Genomic DNA, 17,446 nt, shown 5'->3' on the forward strand with positions numbered 1-17,446 from the left:
ATGTCAAGTATTCAGCCGGGCGAACGCGCGAGCTCCCAGCCTGCGGACCCGCAGCGCCGCCAACGCGCGATACGCCGGCTCCTCGACGTACTTCGTCAGCAGCCAGGCCAGCGCGATCACGCCGATCACGGCGCCGGTGATCTGGGTAAGACGGCCCGCGCCGAGCTCCATCAGGCGGTACGCGATCAGGTAGCCGACCACCTGGTTGAGCAGGTAGAGCCCGAACGAGATTCGCGCCAGGAACTGGATCGGCCGCCGGAAGCGCGCGAACGCCGTCCAGTCCGGGCCGCGTGCAGCCAGGGCGACCAGTACCAGCAGAAACCCGATCCCCAACGACGAAGGCAGGTCCGAGGTGTGTGCGTGCTGGGCGAAGACGGTCGCGACCAGCAGAGCCCCGAGGTGCAGTACGCCGATCCGCCGCTGCGACCAGAGCCAGATCGCGATGCCGATCGCGAACAGCTGCAGGCGATGCAGACCGAGACCGTTCCAGGTCTGCTGCACCCAGAGCGGACTCTGGCCGATCCGGTCGTTCCACTGCAGCACCACCGGCGCGATGATCATGATCCAGAGCAGAGTGGTGATCCGCGTCCCGAGTCCGCGCGGCCACAGCAGAGCGGCTGCAGCGAAGGCCATCAGCTGCAGCGGCAGCGTCCAGTACGAGCCGTCAATGAGCTGGATGCTCGGGTCGAACGAGGCCGCCAACGTCAGGTTGGCCCACAGGTCGCGCCGCGTCGGCAGGATCCAGTTGGTGGGTCCGAAGAGCACGACAACCGTGTAGGTGAACAGCACAGCGACCAGGTACGGCGGGAGCACTCGACAGACTCGCCGCCACAACCAGCGGTACGTCGACCCCTTCCGGATCGTCACGCAGACGAAGTACGCGCTGATCACCAGCAGGATGCTGGCGCCGACCTGGAACGGGTACCGGCCGAGCGGTGCGCCGAGCTCGGGGTGCAGGAACGGGCCTTGGTACGTCACGTGGGTGAAGATCACCGCGAGCACCGCCAGCACGCGGATCACGTCCCAGCTCAGCCTGCGTCCAGTCCTGACCGGGGGACGGTCCGGCGTCGTCACACTCACTCCATCTACGTCGCTCGTTACCCCCTCGTGACCCTAGGGGCCCAAGGGGGTGGCGACGCAAATCGAGCAGTCAGCCGTCAGCGGTGACACGTGTGCGGTGTCACCTTCAGAGCGGCTTCACCCAGCGAGACCACTCCGGCTGGGGCGCGTAGCCGGCGATCGACCAGACTCGGTGCGCCTGCTCGTTGTCGTCGAGCACCATCGCGTCGGCCCGCGTCCCGCCGTACGACGTGAAGCGGGCCTCGGCGCGGGCGACCAGTTCACGCCCGATGCCCTGCCGCCGGTGCGTCGGCGCGACCGCGAGGCGGTACAGATGGCAACGCCATCCGTCCCACCCGACGATGATCGAGCCGACGACAACATCGTTGTCTACGGCAAGGATGAGCGCCTCCGGATCGCGGTCGATCAGCCGCAGTACGGCGTCGGGCGAGTCCGGCGGGCGATGGGAATCCTCAGCGGCACCGGCCCAGAACGCCAGTACCGCAAGGGCATCCGAGGGCGCCGCGTTGCGATAGGCAACCATCATCCGGCGGTCTGGAACGTACGGCGGTAATCCTGTGGCGGCACGCCCACCACTCTACGGAAGTGGTGCCGCAGTAAGGCGGCCGTCCCAAATCCCGATTCGGAGGCGATCTGCTCGATGCCCATCCGGGTTTGTTCGAGGAGGGTGCGGGCGCGCAGTACGCGCTGAGTGGTGACCCACTTCAACGGCGTCGTACCCGTCTCGGCGACGAAGCGGCGGGCGAAGGTCCGCTCGGACATCTGGGCTCGTTTGGCCAGTGCGGGCACGGTGTGGTCGGTGCTGAGGTTGTCGACCATCCAGTCGAGCACCGGCTGCAGGCTCTCGCCGGACGACTCCGGCACCGGAACCTCGACGTACTGCCGCTGGCCGCCGTCGCGTTGCGGTGGGACGACCATCCGGCGGGCGATCCGGGTCGCGACCGCGCTGCCGAGCTCGCGGCGGACCAAGTGCAGGCAGGCGTCGATTCCGGCCGCAGTACCGGCGCTGGTGATGATGTTGCCGTCGTCGACGAACAGCACGTCCGCGTCCAGCTTCGCGGTCGGGAACTGCTCCATGAACTTCTTCACGTACCGCCAGTGGGTCGTGCACGGCCGGCCGTCGAGCAGCCCGGCGGTTCCGAGCACGAACGCACCCGAGCACACCGTGAGCAGGATCGCCCCGCGGGCCTCCGCCTTCCGGAGTGCATCCAGGATCCGCTCGTCGTACTCATGCCGCCACGTGGTCGCCGGGATGCCGATCAGGTCCGCGTCCTCGAGCTCTTCCAGCCCGTACGGCGCGATCACCTGGGAGTGGCTGCTCGTCTGCAGGGGTTCACCCGGGCTGGTCGAGCACACCTTGAAGTCGAACGGGGGCACACCGTCATCGGTCCGGTCGATGCCGAAGACCTCCGCCAGTACGCCGAACTCGAACAGTGCGACGTCCTCCATCAGGACGACAGCGATCTTTTGCAGCATGCCGACAGTATGGCAGTAATTTGTCGGACTATGTCAATAGTGCCACTAGTGGCAGGATCTGTTGGGTGGCATTATTACTGCCATGACCGGATACATCGCATTCGTAGTACTCGTGCTGGCCGTCATCGCGGTTCTGGAGATCAGCAACAAGCGCCACTCGGGTCCGGAAGGGACCTTTGTGTCGCGGAACTCCGACGACCGTGACGTGGCCCGGACCAAGCTCGACCTGCTCGCCCTCGGCGCTGCGGCCAAGCCCTTCAACAACAAGCCTGCTTCGACCACCGCGAGCGTGCAGACCATTCGCACCGCCCGCCTGCTCCACCACGGCCGTCACGCGGCCTGATTTCGCCAGCTGGGGGCGGTCGCGTTCGTGACCGCCCGCAGTACGCCCGCTGGAACGTCCTCGAGGGTGGAGTTTCACCTACCCTCGACCGTGTGACTGACTACCTGGATGTGAATCGGGCCAACTGGGACGAGCGGGTGCCGGCGCACGTGGCCTCGCCCGGCTACCACGTCGAGGAGTTCGTCTCGAACCCGTCGTACCTGAGCGAAGTGGTCCGGTTCGACCGGCCGCGGCTCGGTGAGATCAGGGGGCTACGCGGCGTACACCTGCAGTGCCACATCGGCACCGACACCGTGTCACTCGCCCGGCTCGGGGCGCGGATGAGTGCGCTGGACTTCTCGGCGCCGGCGATCGAGCAGGGCCGGTCGCTGTCGGAGCGGATCGGGTTGTCGGTGGACTTCCACGTGGCCGATGTGTACGACGCGGTGGAGGTGCTCGGTGCAGCGTCGTACGACTTCGTCTACACGGGGATCGGGGCGCTGTGCTGGCTGCCTGACATTCAAGGGTGGGCGCACGTCGTCGCCGGACTGCTGAAGCCCGGTGGGCGACTGTTCACCCGCGAGGGTCACCCGATGCTGTGGGCGCTGGACGCCGGCCCCGAGGTCCCCAAGGTGCGCTTCCCGTACTTCGAGACCGCGGAGCCGATCGTGTGGGACGAGGGCGGGACGTACGTCGAGACCGACGCCGAGTTCGCCACCACCGTCACGCACGAGTGGAACCACGGGCTCGCCGAGATCATCACCGCCCTACAACAGGCCGGACTGGTCTTCGACTCCCTCGCCGAGCACGACAGCGCACCGTGGAACGCCCTCCCCGGCCTGATGACCGAGGACGCCGACGGCGAGTGGCGCTTGACGGAGAACCCGCAGCGTCTGGCCTGCACCTACACCCTGCAGGCGCACAAACCCATTTAGTGAGCCCGGCGCTGCTGGACCTTCTGGAATGCCTGCTTGATCTTCTGCTGGTTCTCCGGCTTGCTCAGCTCACGCTGCGCAACCTGCACCAGCTTGGCGACCACGGCGCCCTTCACCAACGTCTTAACAAACCCCATCAGGGCCTCCCAAACTCTGTTGCCCCCGACGCTACCGTCCGCCACAACCCCCCTCCATGGGTAATCCTCCCGAACTGTCCCTGATGTCAGGCACACTAGAGGGGTGCCTGAGTTGCCGGAGGTGGAGTCGCTTGCCACGTTTCTGCGGGAGCGTGCGGTGGGGCGTGCGTTCGTGCGGGCGGACATTACGGCGATCAGTGCGTTGAAGACGTATGACCCGCCGGTGTCCGCGATGGTCGGGTTGCTGATCGACGACGTGCAGCGGCACGGGAAGTTCCTGGACATCTCGGCGCAGGGCGTGCACCTGGTGATTCACCTGGCGCGGGCCGGCTGGCTGCGGTGGAAAGAGGAGCAGAACACCGGGCTGGTCCGGCCGGGGAAGGGCCCGATCGCGCTCAGGACCGTCCTGGACGACGGGTCAGGGTTCGACCTGACCGAGGCCGGGACCCAGAAGAAGCTCGCGGTGTACGTCGTTCGCGATGTCAACGAGGTGCCCGGGATCGCGCGGCTCGGGCCGGATCCGTTCACGCTGTCGCTCGAGGACTTCGGCAAGATCCTCAAGAGCGCGGGCCGGGTCCAGCTCAAGGGCGTACTGCGGAGCCAGTCGGTGATCGCCGGCATCGGCAACGCGTACTCCGACGAGATCCTGCACGTCGCGAAGATGAGCCCGTTCAAACCGGCCTCGAACCTCTCCGACGACGAGCTCAAGACGCTGTACGACGCGATGCGCGAGACCCTCCAGGACGCGGTCAACCGCTCCGCCGGCCTCGCCGTACAAGACCTCAAGTCGGAGAAGAAGTCCGGCCTGCGGGTGCACGGCCGTAAGGGTGAGAAGTGCCCGATCTGCGGCGACATCGTCCGCGAGGTCAGCTTCGCCGACTCCTCCCTGCAGTACTGCGCGACCTGTCAAACCGGCGGCAAACCGCTGGCCGATCGACGGTTGTCGAAGCTGCTCAAGTAGGTTTCCCGCCTATGCGGAAGATCTACGTGGCAGCGCACGTGTACATGATTCTCGGGGTGGTCAGCGGGCTGTACTACCGCGAGCTCACCAAACTGAACGACTTCACCGGCGACTCGCAACTCGGCGTCGTCCACACCCACATCCTTGCCTTGGGCATGCTGTTCTTCCTGATCGTGCTCGCGCTGGAGAAACTCTTCACGCTGACCGCGGGCAAACTGTTCGACGCGTTCTTCTGGGTCTATAACGCCGGCCTCGCACTGACCGTCGGCATGATGCTCGTCCGCGGCACGATGACCGTGACCGGCCACCAGACCGGCCCCGCACTCGACGGCATCTCCGGCCTGGGCCACATCGTCATCACCCTCGGCCTGATCTTCTTCTTCGTGAACCTCGGCAAATGCCTGCCCGCCAAGGAGAAGTCCGAAAAGGCCGAGGTCAGCTAGGTCGTCATTTGGTCGAACATGGTTTTTACGTCGGGGGTGTTCGGGGTCGACAGGAGAGTCGGCGTACCGCTCGTTGTACGGCGTGAGGTGACCGCGAAGACGTAGCCGAGGTTGGCGTCGATGCGGTCTTTCAACCACGGGCCGCCGCTCGCGCCGCCGTTCATCGTGCAGGGCAGGGCTGAGTCCGAGCCCGACGGGTAGGTGTCGCCGTCGCAGTAGTACGGCACCTCGCCGTTGTACGGCGGTTCGGCCGGCCAGCCCCAGATCCGGGTGCCCGGCTGGCTCTGACTGTTGCCCCACGCCAGTCCGTTCCCGCCGACCGCGTCGATCAGGTTGGCGCCGTCGCGCTGCTGCAGCGTCACGAACGCCTGGTCGTGGGCGAAGTCGCTGCTGTCGATCCAGGAGTTGAAGGCGCGCGCCTGGCTCCAGTTCCACAGGCCGTAGCCCGACTGGCCGTTGTAGTACGCCGGCGCGAACACGATGTTCGAGTGCCACGCACCGCCGGCGCCGCTGTGCACGCAGTGTCCGGCGGTGATGATCAGGTTCTTGTAGTCGTTGTTGATCGTGGACGCCGAGCAGACGTAGTTCAGCCCGTTGTCGACGAAGAACAGCTTGCCCGCCGTACTCGGAACGGCGTCGTTGGCGACCTTGAGTGGCGCGACCGGCTTCGAGGCGATGCCGCTAGAGGTCGAAGGCCCTTGTTTCAAAGGGGTTCCGGCGGGCAGATCGGCCGGGATCGCGTTCCGCAGCTTCTCGACGGTCCAGTACCCGGTGGCGTCGAGTGCGCCGGCCCGTGTCTTGGCCGGCAAGGCAGGAGCTTGTACGGCGGTTGTCGGTGCGGTGACGTCGGCTGCGGCCGGAGCGACGGCGGCGCCGGAGACGAGCAGGATCCCGGCAGCGAGCAGGCGAACAGTTTTACGCATGCGTGACTCCTCGATCGGGGCGGTAGATCGATTCACTGCCAGTACAGGGGAAGCGCTCTCAGAACGCAAGGTGTTACAGGTGTACGACGTACGGTGATGAAGCCGAGCGTCGGCCGGCATCCAAGCGCACTCGCAACTCGTGGTCGCCCGGTGGTCCGGTGAGTCGGGTCGCCCAGCCGACGGAGCGGCCGGGGTCGAGGCCGTCGAAGGTCCAGGTCTGGTCAGTCGCGGACCATCCCGGTAGCAGTGGGAGCTCGACCTCGCCGCGCGCTGAGGTTCGTCCGAAGTTGGTCACCACGACGGTGACCTCGTCGCGGCCCGGGTGGATCGACGCCAGCACCGTCCCGACCGGTGCGACGAGCACCCGCCGTACGCCGGTTGGCACCGCAAGCGGGACGACCCGCAGCGCGGGCATCGGGAACGGGCCGATTGTGGACCGGGTGAGCTGCTGCCCGGTCACGCCGTACGTCCGGCCGGCGAGCCGGACGTGATGCCAGCTGTCCGGCTCGACCATGCCGACGAACCGTACGGCGACATCGGCGGCGCGGCGGGCGACCAGGTGAGCCGTCGTACTCAAAGGTGTGAGATCCCAGACGCCGTCCGCGTTGGCGGTGACCGAGTCCTGCGGAACGATCCGCAGCTTGCCCTGCAACGCGACCCGGACCACCGGCGCATCACCGGAGTCAGGCAGCCGGACGACCAGATCGTCTCCGTCGTGACGCCAGGTCAAAGCCCGGCCGGTGTGGTCCTCGACGACGTGCCGTGGGGTGGTGGCGAGGCCCGGCAGGCGTACTTCGTCGTCCGGTGGCCGGCGCGCGATCCGGAGCAACAGCAACTCGCGACTCCGCAGGATCGCCTCACCCCAGGGTTGCGGTTCGAACTCCCCAGGGATCCCCTGAATCAATGCCACCGCGGCCTCCTCCCAGCCACGGTCCGAAATCCGCCGCCCGCTGTCAACGCCTTGTCCCGCACTCCGGGCAACCGTCTTCCACCTCCAGCCACCACGAGGCCCGGCCGGGTCTGACATGCTGGGGGCATGAAGCGGAACCAGGAGATCCCCTCGGTCGTCGTGGCCGATCTCGACGACGCGCTGCTGGCGGAGGCGTTCGTGCTCGACGTGCGCGAGCCGGACGAGTGGGATCGCGGCCACATCGAGGGGGCCGTCCACATCCCGCTCGGCGAGTTGCAGGAGCGGGTCGGCGAGGTGCCGCTGGACCAGAAGGTGCTCTGCGTCTGCGCGGTCGGCGGGCGTTCCGGGATGGCCACCCAGTTCCTGAACCAGCTCGGCCGGGAAGCCATCAACCTCGACGGTGGCATGCACGCCTGGCAGACCTCCGGCCGCCCGGTCAGCACAAACTGACGGACCGGCCGTTGTCGGGCAGGGTCGCCTCGACCAGCCAGCCTGCAGCAGCCGGTCCCGCGACCAGCTGACCACCCAGGTCCTGCACGCGTTCGCGTAACCCGGCCAGCCCACGACCGGTCCCTGTCAGCAGCGGTCGGGCCTGCACCGCCGCGCCGTTCTGCACGCGCACAGTCAGGTCCCGGCGAGAGCCGGTCACCACGACTCGTACTGCGGCACCCGGTGCGTACCGGAGCGCGTTCGTAAGGCTCTCCTGCACTACGCGGAACGCCGCATGCGCCACCGGCGCCGACACGCCGTCGCGCGACCCTTCGAACCGGCACGACACGTCCAGCCCACTCCGCGCGGCCCGGGTGACCACCTCCTCGATCAGCGACAGATCAGGCCCGCCGATCTCCATCCCACCCAGGAGCTCGACCAGTCGCTGCAGGTCGTCGTGCCCCTGCCGAGCCGACTCCGCCAGCCCAGCGAACACCTGCGACGTGCCGACCGGATCCCGGTCGACCAACCGCTGCCCGGCCGCCGCCTGGATCACCATCACGCTGATCGCGTGCCCGACGATGTCGTGCAGCTCCGACGCGATCCGGGCCCGTTCGTGCCGTACGGCGAGCTCCGCGAACAGCTCCCGCTCGTCCTCGAGTTCGCGACCGCGCCGCGTCAGCTCCTCGGCCGACTCCCGGTGCAACCGCAGTACCGTGCCGGCGAGGAAGCTCGGCACGCTGAACATGATCAGCGGTACTTCGGTGTTGTCGCCGAGGATCTCCCACAGCACGAACAGGTACGCCGCCAACGCCCCCGCCGCGACCCAGGCCGCCCGGCCCGACCACCCCAGCGCGGCGACCAGCGTCACCAACGCAAGGATCGCGAACGCCGTGTCCGGAAACCAGCCGTAGTCGGACAACACAGCCGGCACCAACCACAGCGCAGCACCGACAATGGCGGACACCCGCGGATGACTCCGCCACCACAACACCGTCAGCCCGCTCGCGACCAGCGCAGCCGTGAAGAGGTTCCCGACCAGCGTCGTCGGCCAGCCGTGGATCGCAGTCGGCAGGACGATGACCGCGGCGACCAGCGCCACGATCCCCGCCGACTCGAGCCTGCGTACGGCGTTCATCTCAATCAGCCGACTACCGGCAGCTGAGCGACAGCACCCGCCCGGCCCTTGCTGACCTTCACGTCGACCGAGCCGCCCAGCAACTTCGCGCGTTCCTTCGCCCGGACAACGGCCGCCTTCAGATCGGCCGCCTCGCCCACCTGCCCGTTCACCCGGATCTCGAGCGCGTCGTCCTCGAACCGCACCGTCACCACGATCGGCGCATCGGCCTGATCGGCCAGCGCCGTCACCAGGTGCTCGACGATCCGGTACGCCGAAAGCTCCACAGTCGCAGGCAATGCGCGCGGATCGCCCGTCACGACCAGCTGCGAATGCGCCGTACGAAGTCGAGCCAGCAACGTGTCGAGATGCGCGACCGTCGGCGTCGGCGCGAAGGCGATGTCGTCGCCGCGCAGCAGCCCAACGATCTCGCGCATGTCGTCCAACGTCTGCCGACTGCCCGACTCGATCGACTCCAGCACCGCCCTCGCCTCGGCCGGCGGCAAGCCGTTCGCGGATTCGGCCGCGGTGGTCAGACCAGCGAGCCGTTCCTGCAGCAATCCGTCGAGCTGCCGCGAGAGCCGGGCCCGGTCGTCTGCGACCTCGAGAGCAGCCCGATCGTCCCGCAGTTGCCGCAGCTCCGCTTCCCGATCGGCTAGCTCTAGGTTCAGCGCCGTACGACGACGAGCTGCCAGGCCGACCCCGAACACGATGCAGACGATCGGCAACGCCAGGATGATCGCGCTCGGGCCGGTGGTCGAGTCGATCACCAGCACAAGCACGGTCAGTACGACGCTGAGCCCGCAGACGATCCAGGCCGTCGCCTTGTCACTCGCAATCCCCCCGAGGAACGCGAGTACGAAGGCCAGCGGCAGACCCGCACCGCAGCGGGTCACCCAGCCGAACAGGACGTCGTGCAGTGCCATCACCAGCACGGACGCCGCGGCGACGGCGAGGATGCCCCGCCGCCACCACAGCACCGGAATCGTCGCCGCCGCGAAGACCGGGATCATCCAGAGCGAGTGAGAGCTCTGTGCGTGCACCATCGATCCCTCCGCGATGGCGTTGCGCACCTGCTCGTCGGACATCTGGGTGTCCTCCAGCATCAGCAGAACGCCGAGCACGGTGAGGCCGCCCGCGATCCCCCAATCGCGGAGCTTGATACTTCTGAAGACCTCACCCATGACTCGGCTCCCCCGCCCCAGCAGTCCCGCTCAGGCGACCGTACGCTCGTGGGCCGGTGCCAGCCCGGCGGTCTGCTGCTTGGTGACTCGATTCTGCACGAGTACGCCGACTCCGTAGAAGAGCGCAGCCCCCGGCAGCGCGATCACCAGCGCACCCGCGACGGTGTCGATCGACGAGTCCCGGGCCAGCATCACGAGCTGGATGACGACGATGCCGACCAGGCCGATCACCTGGTTCCGCCAGGCGCCGGCGAACCGGGCGACGGCGTACGCCAGGGCGAACGTCAGCGGGAGCATCACGCCGCAGCGCGTCAGCCAGCCGAAGGCCAGCACGTGGGCGACCGTGGTCACGGCGGTGACGCCGACGACCGCGAGGATGTTGCGCCGCCGCCACAGGATCGGCAGCGTCACCAGCAGGAACGCCGGCGCCATCGCCCAGGTGGTGGTCGACAGCGGGTGGGGCAGGTCGGTGCTCGACGCTCCGATGTTCTCAGCCATCATCAGCAGACCCGCAACGGTCATGAGACCGGCCAGTACGTAGTCGAGGGGCCGGATGCCCTTGAAAATCTCGCTCATCGGTCTGTCCTTTCGGTTCGGGTCCGTCTGAACCCCCATGACGCGAAGGTAGATTTCGGCCGGCGTGGCCTGCGTCTGGCGCGAGGACGACTTGCCGGGGTCGGCCGTCGTCCGTGCGGATGACGGCGATCGGCCGCACGGATGACGAAGTACGGGCACAATCACTGTGTGTCCGACAAGATCCGGGTCCTGGTGGCCGACGACCAGAGGCTCGTGCGTACCGGGTTCCGGGTGATCCTGGAGGCCGAGGGCGATATCGAGGTGGTCGCCGAGGCCGACACCGGGACTGAGGCGATCAGGCAGGCCCAGCTGGTCGCGCCGGACGTGATCCTGATGGACATCCGGATGCCCGAGCTGGACGGGCTGTCCGCGACCGAGCAGATCCGCCGGCAGCCGGACCCGCCGACGATCATCGTGCTCACCACGTTCGACCAGAACGAGTACGTCTACCGCGCGCTGCGTGCCGGTGCGGCCGGATTCCTGCTCAAGGACTCCCCGTCGACCCGGCTGATCGCGGCCGTCCGCGCGGCGGCGACCGGCGACTCGCTGATCGAGCCGGCCATCACCCGGCGGCTGGTCGAGCAGTTCGTCGAACCCGTCGTACCGCAAGGACTACCGGCCGAGCTGCAGACGCTGACCGAGCGTGAGCTGGAGGTACTGCGGTTGATCGCGCGCGGACTGTCCAACGCCGAGATCGCGGCCGAGCTCGTGGTCGCCGAGACGACGGTGAAGACGCACGTCGCCCGGCTGCTCACCAAGCTCGGGGTGCGGGACCGGGTGCAAGCGGTTGTGGTCGCTTACGAGACTGGATTCGCCAACCGCCGCTGAACAACAGGTGAAAGACCTTCCGATCCGGCTGGCAAGAGGTTAGTTTGTCACAGCTGTCCGTCCGTTGGGGAGGCTCCTGTGTCGCTCGTCCGTGCTTTGACTACAGCCGTAGGCGTCGGCGGCCTACTGGCCGGCGTACTCGTCGATCCGGCCCTCGCCAAGACCAACGGGATCACCGACGCCGCCATCGCGCAGGACGGCGTACTGACGTCGCGGGTGGACAGCCCGGTGGCGCCGGGCGTGAACTACACGTCGTTCGAGCGCCTCGACCCGAAGGGCTGGCAGCGCGGCGACATCCTCGACACCGACCTGAGCAAGCACGGCGTGACCGTCGACCTGGTCAACAACGGCGGCAAGGTGTCCGGCGGTCAGCCGCTCAGCCAGCAGCTCGCCCGCAAGGGCGCGATCGCCGGTGTGAACGGCGACTTCTTCGACATCAACGACACCACCGCGCCGCTCGGCGTCGGGGTCGAGCAGAGCGGCAAGCTGCTCAACGCCCCGGCCGCCGGGCACAACGACACCGCGGTGATCGGCAAGGACGGCCTCGGCCAGATCGCCCAGCTCTTCCTGCAGGGGACGGCGGTCGACGGTACGACGAAGCTGGAACTGACGAACCTGAACTCGCCCGCGGTCAACGCGGGCGGCATCGGCCTCTACACCCCGGAGTGGGGCGACGCGGCCCGGACCCGGACCGTCGACGGCCTGCCGACCGTCCGCGAGGTGATCCTTCGCGACGGAGTGGTCGTCTCCTCTGCCACTACTCCGGCCACCACCCCGTTGGCGGCCAACGAGCAGTCGCTGATCGGCCGCGAGGCCGGCGCCGACGCGCTCACCGCGCTCCAGGTCGGCGACAAGGTCGACGTGCAGTACGGCCTGCGCCCGGACGCGGCGAACGTCGCGGTCGGCATCAGCGGCAACTACCAGCTCGCGAAGGACGGCAAGGTCCCCGACGACGTGCCGGACGCGGACCTCGCGCCGCGGACCGCGGTCGGGTTCGACGCGGACGGCAGCCGGATGATCCTGCTCACCGTCGACGGCCGGGCGACCGGATCCCGCGGGCTGTCGCTGAAGGAAATGGGTCAGCTGATGATCAGCCTCGGCGCTGACGACGCGCTCAACCTGGACGGCGGCGGCTCCTCGACGATGCTCGCCCGGACACCCGGCAAGGCCGCGCCGGACGTGGTCAACGACCCGTCCGACGGCAGCGAGCGGCTGATCCCGAACGGCCTCGGACTGCTGCCGGTCAAGGGCTCCGACAAGCTGAAGGGCTTCCGCGTCGAGTCCGTCGGTACGTCGCAGGACGGCCCGGACGCCGACGTCTCCCGCAGCTCCCGCGTCCTCACCGGCCTCAGCCGAGTCCTCAGCGCCACCGGGTACGACGAGACCTACGCACCCGCTTCCGGTACGCCGTCCTGGTACGCCGGCAGCAACGTCCGCGTCGACCAGCACGGTGTCGTCACTGGTCGCCGGGCGGGCGACGTGGTCGTCACCGCGACCCGCGGTTCGGCCAACGGAAGGTTCCCGATGACAGTCCTCGGTACGCCGACCCGCCTCGCCCCCTCGACCCGTCAGGTGTCGCTGTCCGACCCGTCCGCCACCGGCTTCTTCGAGGTCGACGGGTACGACGGAGACGGCTTCTCCACCTGGATCGAGCCTCAGGACGTCAAACTCACCTACGACTCGGCGGTCGTCAAGGTCGTTGCCAAGCGCAACGGTTTCGAGGTGAACGCGCTGACCAGCGACGCGGTCTCGACCGTGATCACCGCGAAGGTCGGTGCCCTCAGCACCCAACTGAGTGTCACCGCCGGCCTGACCAGCACCGTGGTCGACAAGCTCGACGACCTGACCAAGTGGGCCGCGAACGCCGTACCCGTTGGAGCGGCGACGGCGACCGAGTCCGCCGCGGAAGGTCATGACGGCGGGCAGGCGATCGCGCTCGACTACTCGCTGACGGGCAGTACGGCCACGCGGGCGGCGTACCTCTCGCAGACTCCGCAGCAGACGCTGCCCGGTCAGCCGCAGAAGCTCGGTGCCTGGATCTACGGCGACGGCAAGGGCGCCTGGCTGCGGGCGAACGCGTACGACGCGGCCGGCGGTACGGCGCAGACGCTCAACCTCGCGACCACCATCGACTGGACCGGCTGGAAGTACGTCGAAGCCGACATCCCGCCCGGGTTGACGTACCCGCTGCGGTTCTGGCGGATCTACGTTGTGGAGACCTCGCCGACCCGGCAGTACTCGGGCCGGATCATCGTCGACGACCTGACCGTGCGAAGCGCGCCGCCGGTGACCATGGACCCGCCGGCGAAGGTGATCGACCCGATGGTGGTCACCGACGGGACGGTGGAAACGAGCGGGCGGTGGCGGTTCGCGGTGATGTCGGACGCGCAGTTCACGTCCGACGACCCGAACTCGGACTACGTGAAGCAGGCCCGGCGGACGATCCGCGAGGCGCTCGCGCAGAAGCCCGACTTCCTGGTGATCAACGGTGACTTCGTCGACCGGGCGTTCGGGCCGGACATTGCGCTGGCCAAGCAGATCATCGACGAAGAGGTGGCCGGCAAGGTGCCGGTGCACTACGTGCCGGGCAACCACGAGACCTACGGACCGGGCGACCTGTCGGAGTGGAAGAAGGTCTTCGGGGCGGCGACCAGCACGTTCGACCACAAGGGCACCCGGTTCATCCTGCGCGACTCGTCGCTCGGGTCGCTGCGGGCCGGTGGGTTCGACCAGATCCTCGACCTGCGCAAGCAGCTCGACGACGCGGCCACCAACAAGACGATCAAGAACGTCGTGGTGATGGCGCACCACCCGATCGACGACCCGTCGCCGACGCAGAACTCGCAACTCGGTGACCGCAAGGAAGCCGCGATGATCGTCCAGTGGCTGGCCGACTTCCGGGCCTCGACCGGCAAGGGCGCCGCGTACATGGCGGCGCACGCCGGAACGTTCGCCGCGACCAGGACCGACGGCGTACTGCTGCCGCTGACCGGCAACTCGGGCAAGAGCCCGGCCGCCGCACCGGACGCCGGTGGGTTCACTGGCTGGGCGCTGGTCGGGATTGACCCCAAGGCCACGGCAGCTCCGGCCGGCGAGCGGAAGTGGTCTGCTCCTGAGCGGTCCTGGTTCCAGGTCGAGCTGCGGCCGCACGTCGACTCGCTCGAGCTGACCGCGCCGGCCTCCCTGCGTCGCGGCCAGTCCGCGGCCGCATCCGCCACGGTCATCCAGGACGACCGCCGGGTCCCGGTCAGCTTCCCGGTCTCCGCGGACTGGTGGGGCTCGACGCTCCTCCACATCGGCCCGGCGAAGACGGCTCCGTTCTGGGCAGTCGCGTCGTACGACCCGGCCACGGGTCAGCTCACCGCCCTCCGCCCGGGCACTGCCCAACTAGGCGTCACCGTCAACGGAGTCTCCAAGAGCACGACGCTGCGGGTCGATTGGTAGCGTCACCCCGGTGACTGACGTGGTGGTGCCGCAGCGGCTGCGGAGTGGTGACCGGGTCGCTGTGGTGGCGCCGTCGGGGCGGGTGGACGGTTCGCGGCTCGCGATCGGGCTGGAGTACCTCAGGTCGTGGGGGCTCGAGGTCGAGGTGATGCCGTCCGTGCTGGCCGGTCATGAGCGGCTCAGTTACCTGGCTGCGGACGACAAGGCACGTGCCGAGGACCTGCGGAACGCCTGGCTCGATCCGCAGTACGCCGCGGTGTTCTGCGCGCGCGGTGGGTACGGCGTGCAGCGGATGCTGGAGTACGTCGATTTTGACGAGCTGGTCGCCGTACCGAAGTGGTTCCTCGGCTTCAGCGACATCAGTGCGCTGCACGAGCCGCTGAACGCACGTGGTCTGGTGACGCTGCACGGCCCGATGGCTGCTGCTGTGGAGCAGTTGGAGAACGAGGTGGGCCGCGAGCGGCTGCGGGCGCTGCTGTTCGAGCCGGAGAGTTTGACTGACCTGCTGGCACCGCATGGCGCGCGCACTGTGGTCGGTGGGGTTGCCGAGGGGCGGCTGTGTGGTGGCAACCTGGCGCTGCTGGCGTCCAGCGTCGGTACGCCGACCTACGCGCCGCCGGCGGGCATCGTCGTCCTCGAGGAAGTTGACGAGGCCGGCTTTCGAGTGGACCGGATGCTCACCCAGCTGTTGCGGGCTGGGTGGTTCGACGAGGTGACGGGCCTGGTCGTCGGCGACTTCACTGGCGTCCAGGACCCGCTCGATGTCGTTCGCGAGCGGCTCGAGCCTCTCGGCGTACCGATGGTGGAGGGTGCAGCGATCGGGCATGAGGCGTTGAACCTCGCCGTACCGCTGGGACTGCCGGTACGGCTGGACGCGACCGCTGCGACCCTCACCCCAGGTGGTCTCGCAGGAAGCTGAACGCCTGCGGGTAGGCGTCGAGGCGGTTCTTGAGTTTGGCGAGACCGTGGCCCTCGTCCGGGTACACGAGCAGCTGGCACGGTACGCCGCGCTTCGTCAGCGCGTCGGTGATCTGCTCTGCCTCCGACAACGGCACGCGTGGATCGTTGGCGCCGTGGATGACGAACAACGGCGCCCGGATGTCATCGACCCGGCTCAGCGGGCTGGCCGACTCCAGGAACTCGCGGTCCGTCGCCAGGTAGCCGTACTCGCGCTCCCGCATGGTCCGCCGGTAGTCCGACGTGTTCTCCAGGAACGTCACCAGCGAAGCGATTCCGACGATGTCCACACCGGCCGCCCACAGGTCCGGCTGGAACGCGACACCGGCCAGCACCATGTACCCGCCGTACGAACCGCCCCAGAGCGCGGCCTTTTTCGGGTCGCCGCCGATGGTTGGCAGCCAGGCGTTGATCGCGGCCAGGTCCTTCACCGAGTCCAGTCGCAGCTGGCGGTCGTCGAGCGTGTACCAGCGCTTGCCGTAGCCGGCCGACCCACGGACGTTCGGCACGACGACTGTGTGCCCCTCGCCGGCCAGCGCCGAGATGATCGGGCTCCACATCCGCAGCGCCGCGCCCTCCGGACCGCCGTGCACGTGGACCACCGTCGAACCCAGGTCACCGGTAGTCGGCCGGAACACGAACACCGGCACCTGCTCACCGTCGAACGACGGCACCCGCAGGCTCTCCGGATGCTGCAGCTCGGCCGGCACGTCCGGCGCCTCCGCAGGCCGGATCGCGGTCAGCTCACCACCCGGCACGAACCGGAACACAGTCGGCGGCATGACCGGCGAGTTGTACGTAATCGCCGCGAACGAGCCGTCGGACGACCAGATCGGATCCGGCGTGGTCATCGACAGCGCCGCGCAACCACCGGCGGGCAGATCAAGCGGTGCGATGACCGACCCGTCCTCCAGCCGGTGCAGCGCCAGCCCGACTTCCCCGTCCTCCAGTACGGCGACCAGCAGGTGCTCTCCGTCAGGTGAGGGCCACCCGGCCAGGTCACGGGCGTCGTCTACGAGTACGTCGCTCCACGCCGCGTCAGCCACGTCGTACCGGCGCAGGGCCATCCGGTCGCGGTCGGCGTTGGTCGAGACCAGGAATGCCGACGAGTCCGGCAGCCAGGCGATCGGGCCCTGGTCGTTGTGCGCGTCCTCCGGGGTGAGCTCGGTGACGGACCGGCTGGAGGTGTCGACCAGCAGCAGCTGCATCGAGTTGGCCGGGCTGCTCGCCTTCGAGAGGACGACCCACTTGTCGTCCGGGGACGGGTTGACCGCCATCACCCAGCCGCCACCGTCGTACTGGACGGTCTCGCGGCCGGTGGCCAGCTCGTGGGCGACCAGGTCGAAGTCGATGCCGTTGCGGCGGTTCGTCGTGTAGAGCACGCGTCCGTCCCGGGCGGCGACCAGGTGGTGGATGTACTCCGAGTCGTGCACAAGCGGCGTCAATGCGGGCAGACCGGGCTCGTCGAGGTCGAGCAGGGAGAGCTGGCCGCGCTCGTCGCCGCCGGTGTCGTGCTCGACGACCACGCGGCTGCTGCCGGGAACGAACCGGGCGCCGCGGCAGGTGTCGCCGAGGTCGGTGAGCGCACGCCAGGTCCCGTCCGGGGCGACCTCGTTGACCTGGCGGGTGCCGGTGCCGTCATACAGCACCAGCATCCGGCCCTCGTCGTCCACGTCGAGGGCCATCGCGGTGGGCAAGGAGAACAGCGTTGTCAGCAGCACGCC

The 17,446-nt window shown here is 68.4% G+C and carries 18 protein-coding genes; 8 read left to right on the forward strand and 10 right to left on the reverse strand.

Going from position 1 to position 17,446, the window contains the following annotated elements:
• Window positions 1-3 precede the first annotated feature (3 nt).
• From EV650_RS24230 to EV650_RS24240, 3 genes are all read right to left on the reverse strand, one after another.
• Window positions 4-1,074, reverse strand: coding sequence for an acyltransferase family protein (locus tag EV650_RS24230; protein ID WP_166678252.1), 1,071 nt, complete (start codon window positions 1,072-1,074; stop codon window positions 4-6).
• 112 nt (window positions 1,075-1,186) lie between these two features.
• Entirely contained in the window at window positions 1,187-1,606 is a 420-nt protein-coding gene (locus EV650_RS24235; RefSeq protein ID WP_134121304.1) for a GNAT family N-acetyltransferase, read from the reverse strand.
• The gene (locus EV650_RS24240) at window positions 1,603-2,556 is read right to left on the reverse strand and encodes a GlxA family transcriptional regulator (RefSeq protein ID WP_134121305.1); all 954 of its coding nucleotides are present in this window, start codon (window positions 2,554-2,556) and stop codon (window positions 1,603-1,605) included. The genes EV650_RS24235 and EV650_RS24240 overlap by 4 nt, the downstream gene beginning before the upstream one ends.
• An 82-nt stretch (window positions 2,557-2,638) precedes the next feature.
• Here EV650_RS24240 and EV650_RS24245 point away from each other — a divergent pair, with 82 nt between their 5' ends.
• Window positions 2,639-2,899: a hypothetical protein gene (locus tag EV650_RS24245; protein WP_134121306.1), complete on the forward strand. Its 261-nt coding sequence runs from the start codon at window positions 2,639-2,641 to the stop codon at window positions 2,897-2,899.
• Between the two features lie 92 nt (window positions 2,900-2,991).
• Window positions 2,992-3,813 (forward strand): class I SAM-dependent methyltransferase, encoded by an 822-nt coding sequence (locus EV650_RS24250; protein ID WP_134121307.1) that lies wholly within the window; start codon window positions 2,992-2,994, stop codon window positions 3,811-3,813.
• Here the strand turns inward: EV650_RS24250 and EV650_RS40440 are convergent.
• Complete coding sequence (locus EV650_RS40440) at window positions 3,810-3,950, reverse strand: hypothetical protein (protein ID WP_166678253.1); 141 nt, start codon at window positions 3,948-3,950, stop codon at window positions 3,810-3,812. The genes EV650_RS24250 and EV650_RS40440 overlap by 4 nt on opposite strands.
• 103 nt (window positions 3,951-4,053) lie before the next feature.
• On the opposite strand from EV650_RS40440, the gene EV650_RS24255 reads away from it, so the two are divergent.
• Both EV650_RS24255 and EV650_RS24260 read left to right on the forward strand, forming a co-directional pair.
• Entirely contained in the window at window positions 4,054-4,911 is an 858-nt protein-coding gene (locus EV650_RS24255) for a DNA-formamidopyrimidine glycosylase family protein (protein ID WP_134121308.1), read from the forward strand.
• An 11-nt stretch (window positions 4,912-4,922) separates the two neighbouring features.
• Complete coding sequence (locus EV650_RS24260) at window positions 4,923-5,354, forward strand: DUF2871 domain-containing protein (RefSeq protein ID WP_134121309.1); 432 nt, start codon at window positions 4,923-4,925, stop codon at window positions 5,352-5,354.
• On the opposite strand, the gene EV650_RS24265 is transcribed toward EV650_RS24260, so the two are convergent.
• The gene (locus tag EV650_RS24265) at window positions 5,351-6,277 is read right to left on the reverse strand and encodes a trypsin-like serine peptidase (RefSeq protein WP_134121310.1); all 927 of its coding nucleotides are present in this window, start codon (window positions 6,275-6,277) and stop codon (window positions 5,351-5,353) included. The genes EV650_RS24260 and EV650_RS24265 overlap by 4 nt on opposite strands.
• 73 nt (window positions 6,278-6,350) lie before the next feature.
• Entirely contained in the window at window positions 6,351-7,187 is an 837-nt protein-coding gene (locus tag EV650_RS24270) for a hypothetical protein (protein ID WP_134121311.1), read from the reverse strand.
• A 126-nt stretch (window positions 7,188-7,313) separates the two neighbouring features.
• Between EV650_RS24270 and EV650_RS24275 the strand changes: the two genes are divergently transcribed.
• Window positions 7,314-7,637, forward strand: coding sequence for a rhodanese-like domain-containing protein (locus EV650_RS24275; protein ID WP_134121312.1), 324 nt, complete (start codon window positions 7,314-7,316; stop codon window positions 7,635-7,637).
• On the opposite strand, the gene EV650_RS24280 is transcribed toward EV650_RS24275, so the two are convergent.
• The 3 genes from EV650_RS24280 to EV650_RS24290 are packed head-to-tail and all read right to left on the reverse strand — an operon-like array spanning window position 7,624 to window position 10,493.
• Window positions 7,624-8,754: a sensor histidine kinase gene (locus EV650_RS24280; RefSeq protein ID WP_134121313.1), complete on the reverse strand. Its 1,131-nt coding sequence runs from the start codon at window positions 8,752-8,754 to the stop codon at window positions 7,624-7,626. The two genes, EV650_RS24275 and EV650_RS24280, sit on opposite strands and share 14 nt — an antisense overlap.
• A 5-nt stretch (window positions 8,755-8,759) precedes the next feature.
• Window positions 8,760-9,917, reverse strand: a complete 1,158-nt coding sequence (locus EV650_RS24285; RefSeq protein ID WP_134121314.1) for a sensor histidine kinase — start codon at window positions 9,915-9,917, stop codon at window positions 8,760-8,762.
• A gap of 30 nt (window positions 9,918-9,947) precedes the next feature.
• Window positions 9,948-10,493: a hypothetical protein gene (locus EV650_RS24290; RefSeq protein ID WP_134121315.1), complete on the reverse strand. Its 546-nt coding sequence runs from the start codon at window positions 10,491-10,493 to the stop codon at window positions 9,948-9,950.
• Window positions 10,494-10,661: 168 nt separating this feature from the next.
• Between EV650_RS24290 and EV650_RS24295 the strand changes: the two genes are divergently transcribed.
• The 3 genes from EV650_RS24295 (at window position 10,662) to EV650_RS24305 (ending at window position 15,684) form a co-directional block, all read left to right on the forward strand.
• Complete coding sequence (locus EV650_RS24295; protein WP_238174422.1) at window positions 10,662-11,321, forward strand: response regulator; 660 nt, start codon at window positions 10,662-10,664, stop codon at window positions 11,319-11,321.
• Window positions 11,322-11,399: 78 nt separating this feature from the next.
• Window positions 11,400-14,765 (forward strand): phosphodiester glycosidase family protein, encoded by a 3,366-nt coding sequence (locus tag EV650_RS24300; protein ID WP_134121317.1) that lies wholly within the window; start codon window positions 11,400-11,402, stop codon window positions 14,763-14,765.
• Window positions 14,766-14,775: 10 nt separating this feature from the next.
• Window positions 14,776-15,684 (forward strand): S66 peptidase family protein, encoded by a 909-nt coding sequence (locus EV650_RS24305; protein WP_134121318.1) that lies wholly within the window; start codon window positions 14,776-14,778, stop codon window positions 15,682-15,684.
• Here the strand turns inward: EV650_RS24305 and EV650_RS24310 are convergent.
• Window positions 15,656-17,443, reverse strand: a complete 1,788-nt coding sequence (locus EV650_RS24310) for a S9 family peptidase (protein ID WP_238174423.1) — start codon at window positions 17,441-17,443, stop codon at window positions 15,656-15,658. The genes EV650_RS24305 and EV650_RS24310 overlap by 29 nt on opposite strands.
• Between the last annotated feature and the right edge of the window lie 3 nt (window positions 17,444-17,446).

It is taken from the genome of Kribbella kalugense, from assembly GCF_004365875.1.
Classification (GTDB): Bacteria; Actinomycetota; Actinomycetes; order Propionibacteriales; family Kribbellaceae; genus Kribbella; species Kribbella kalugense.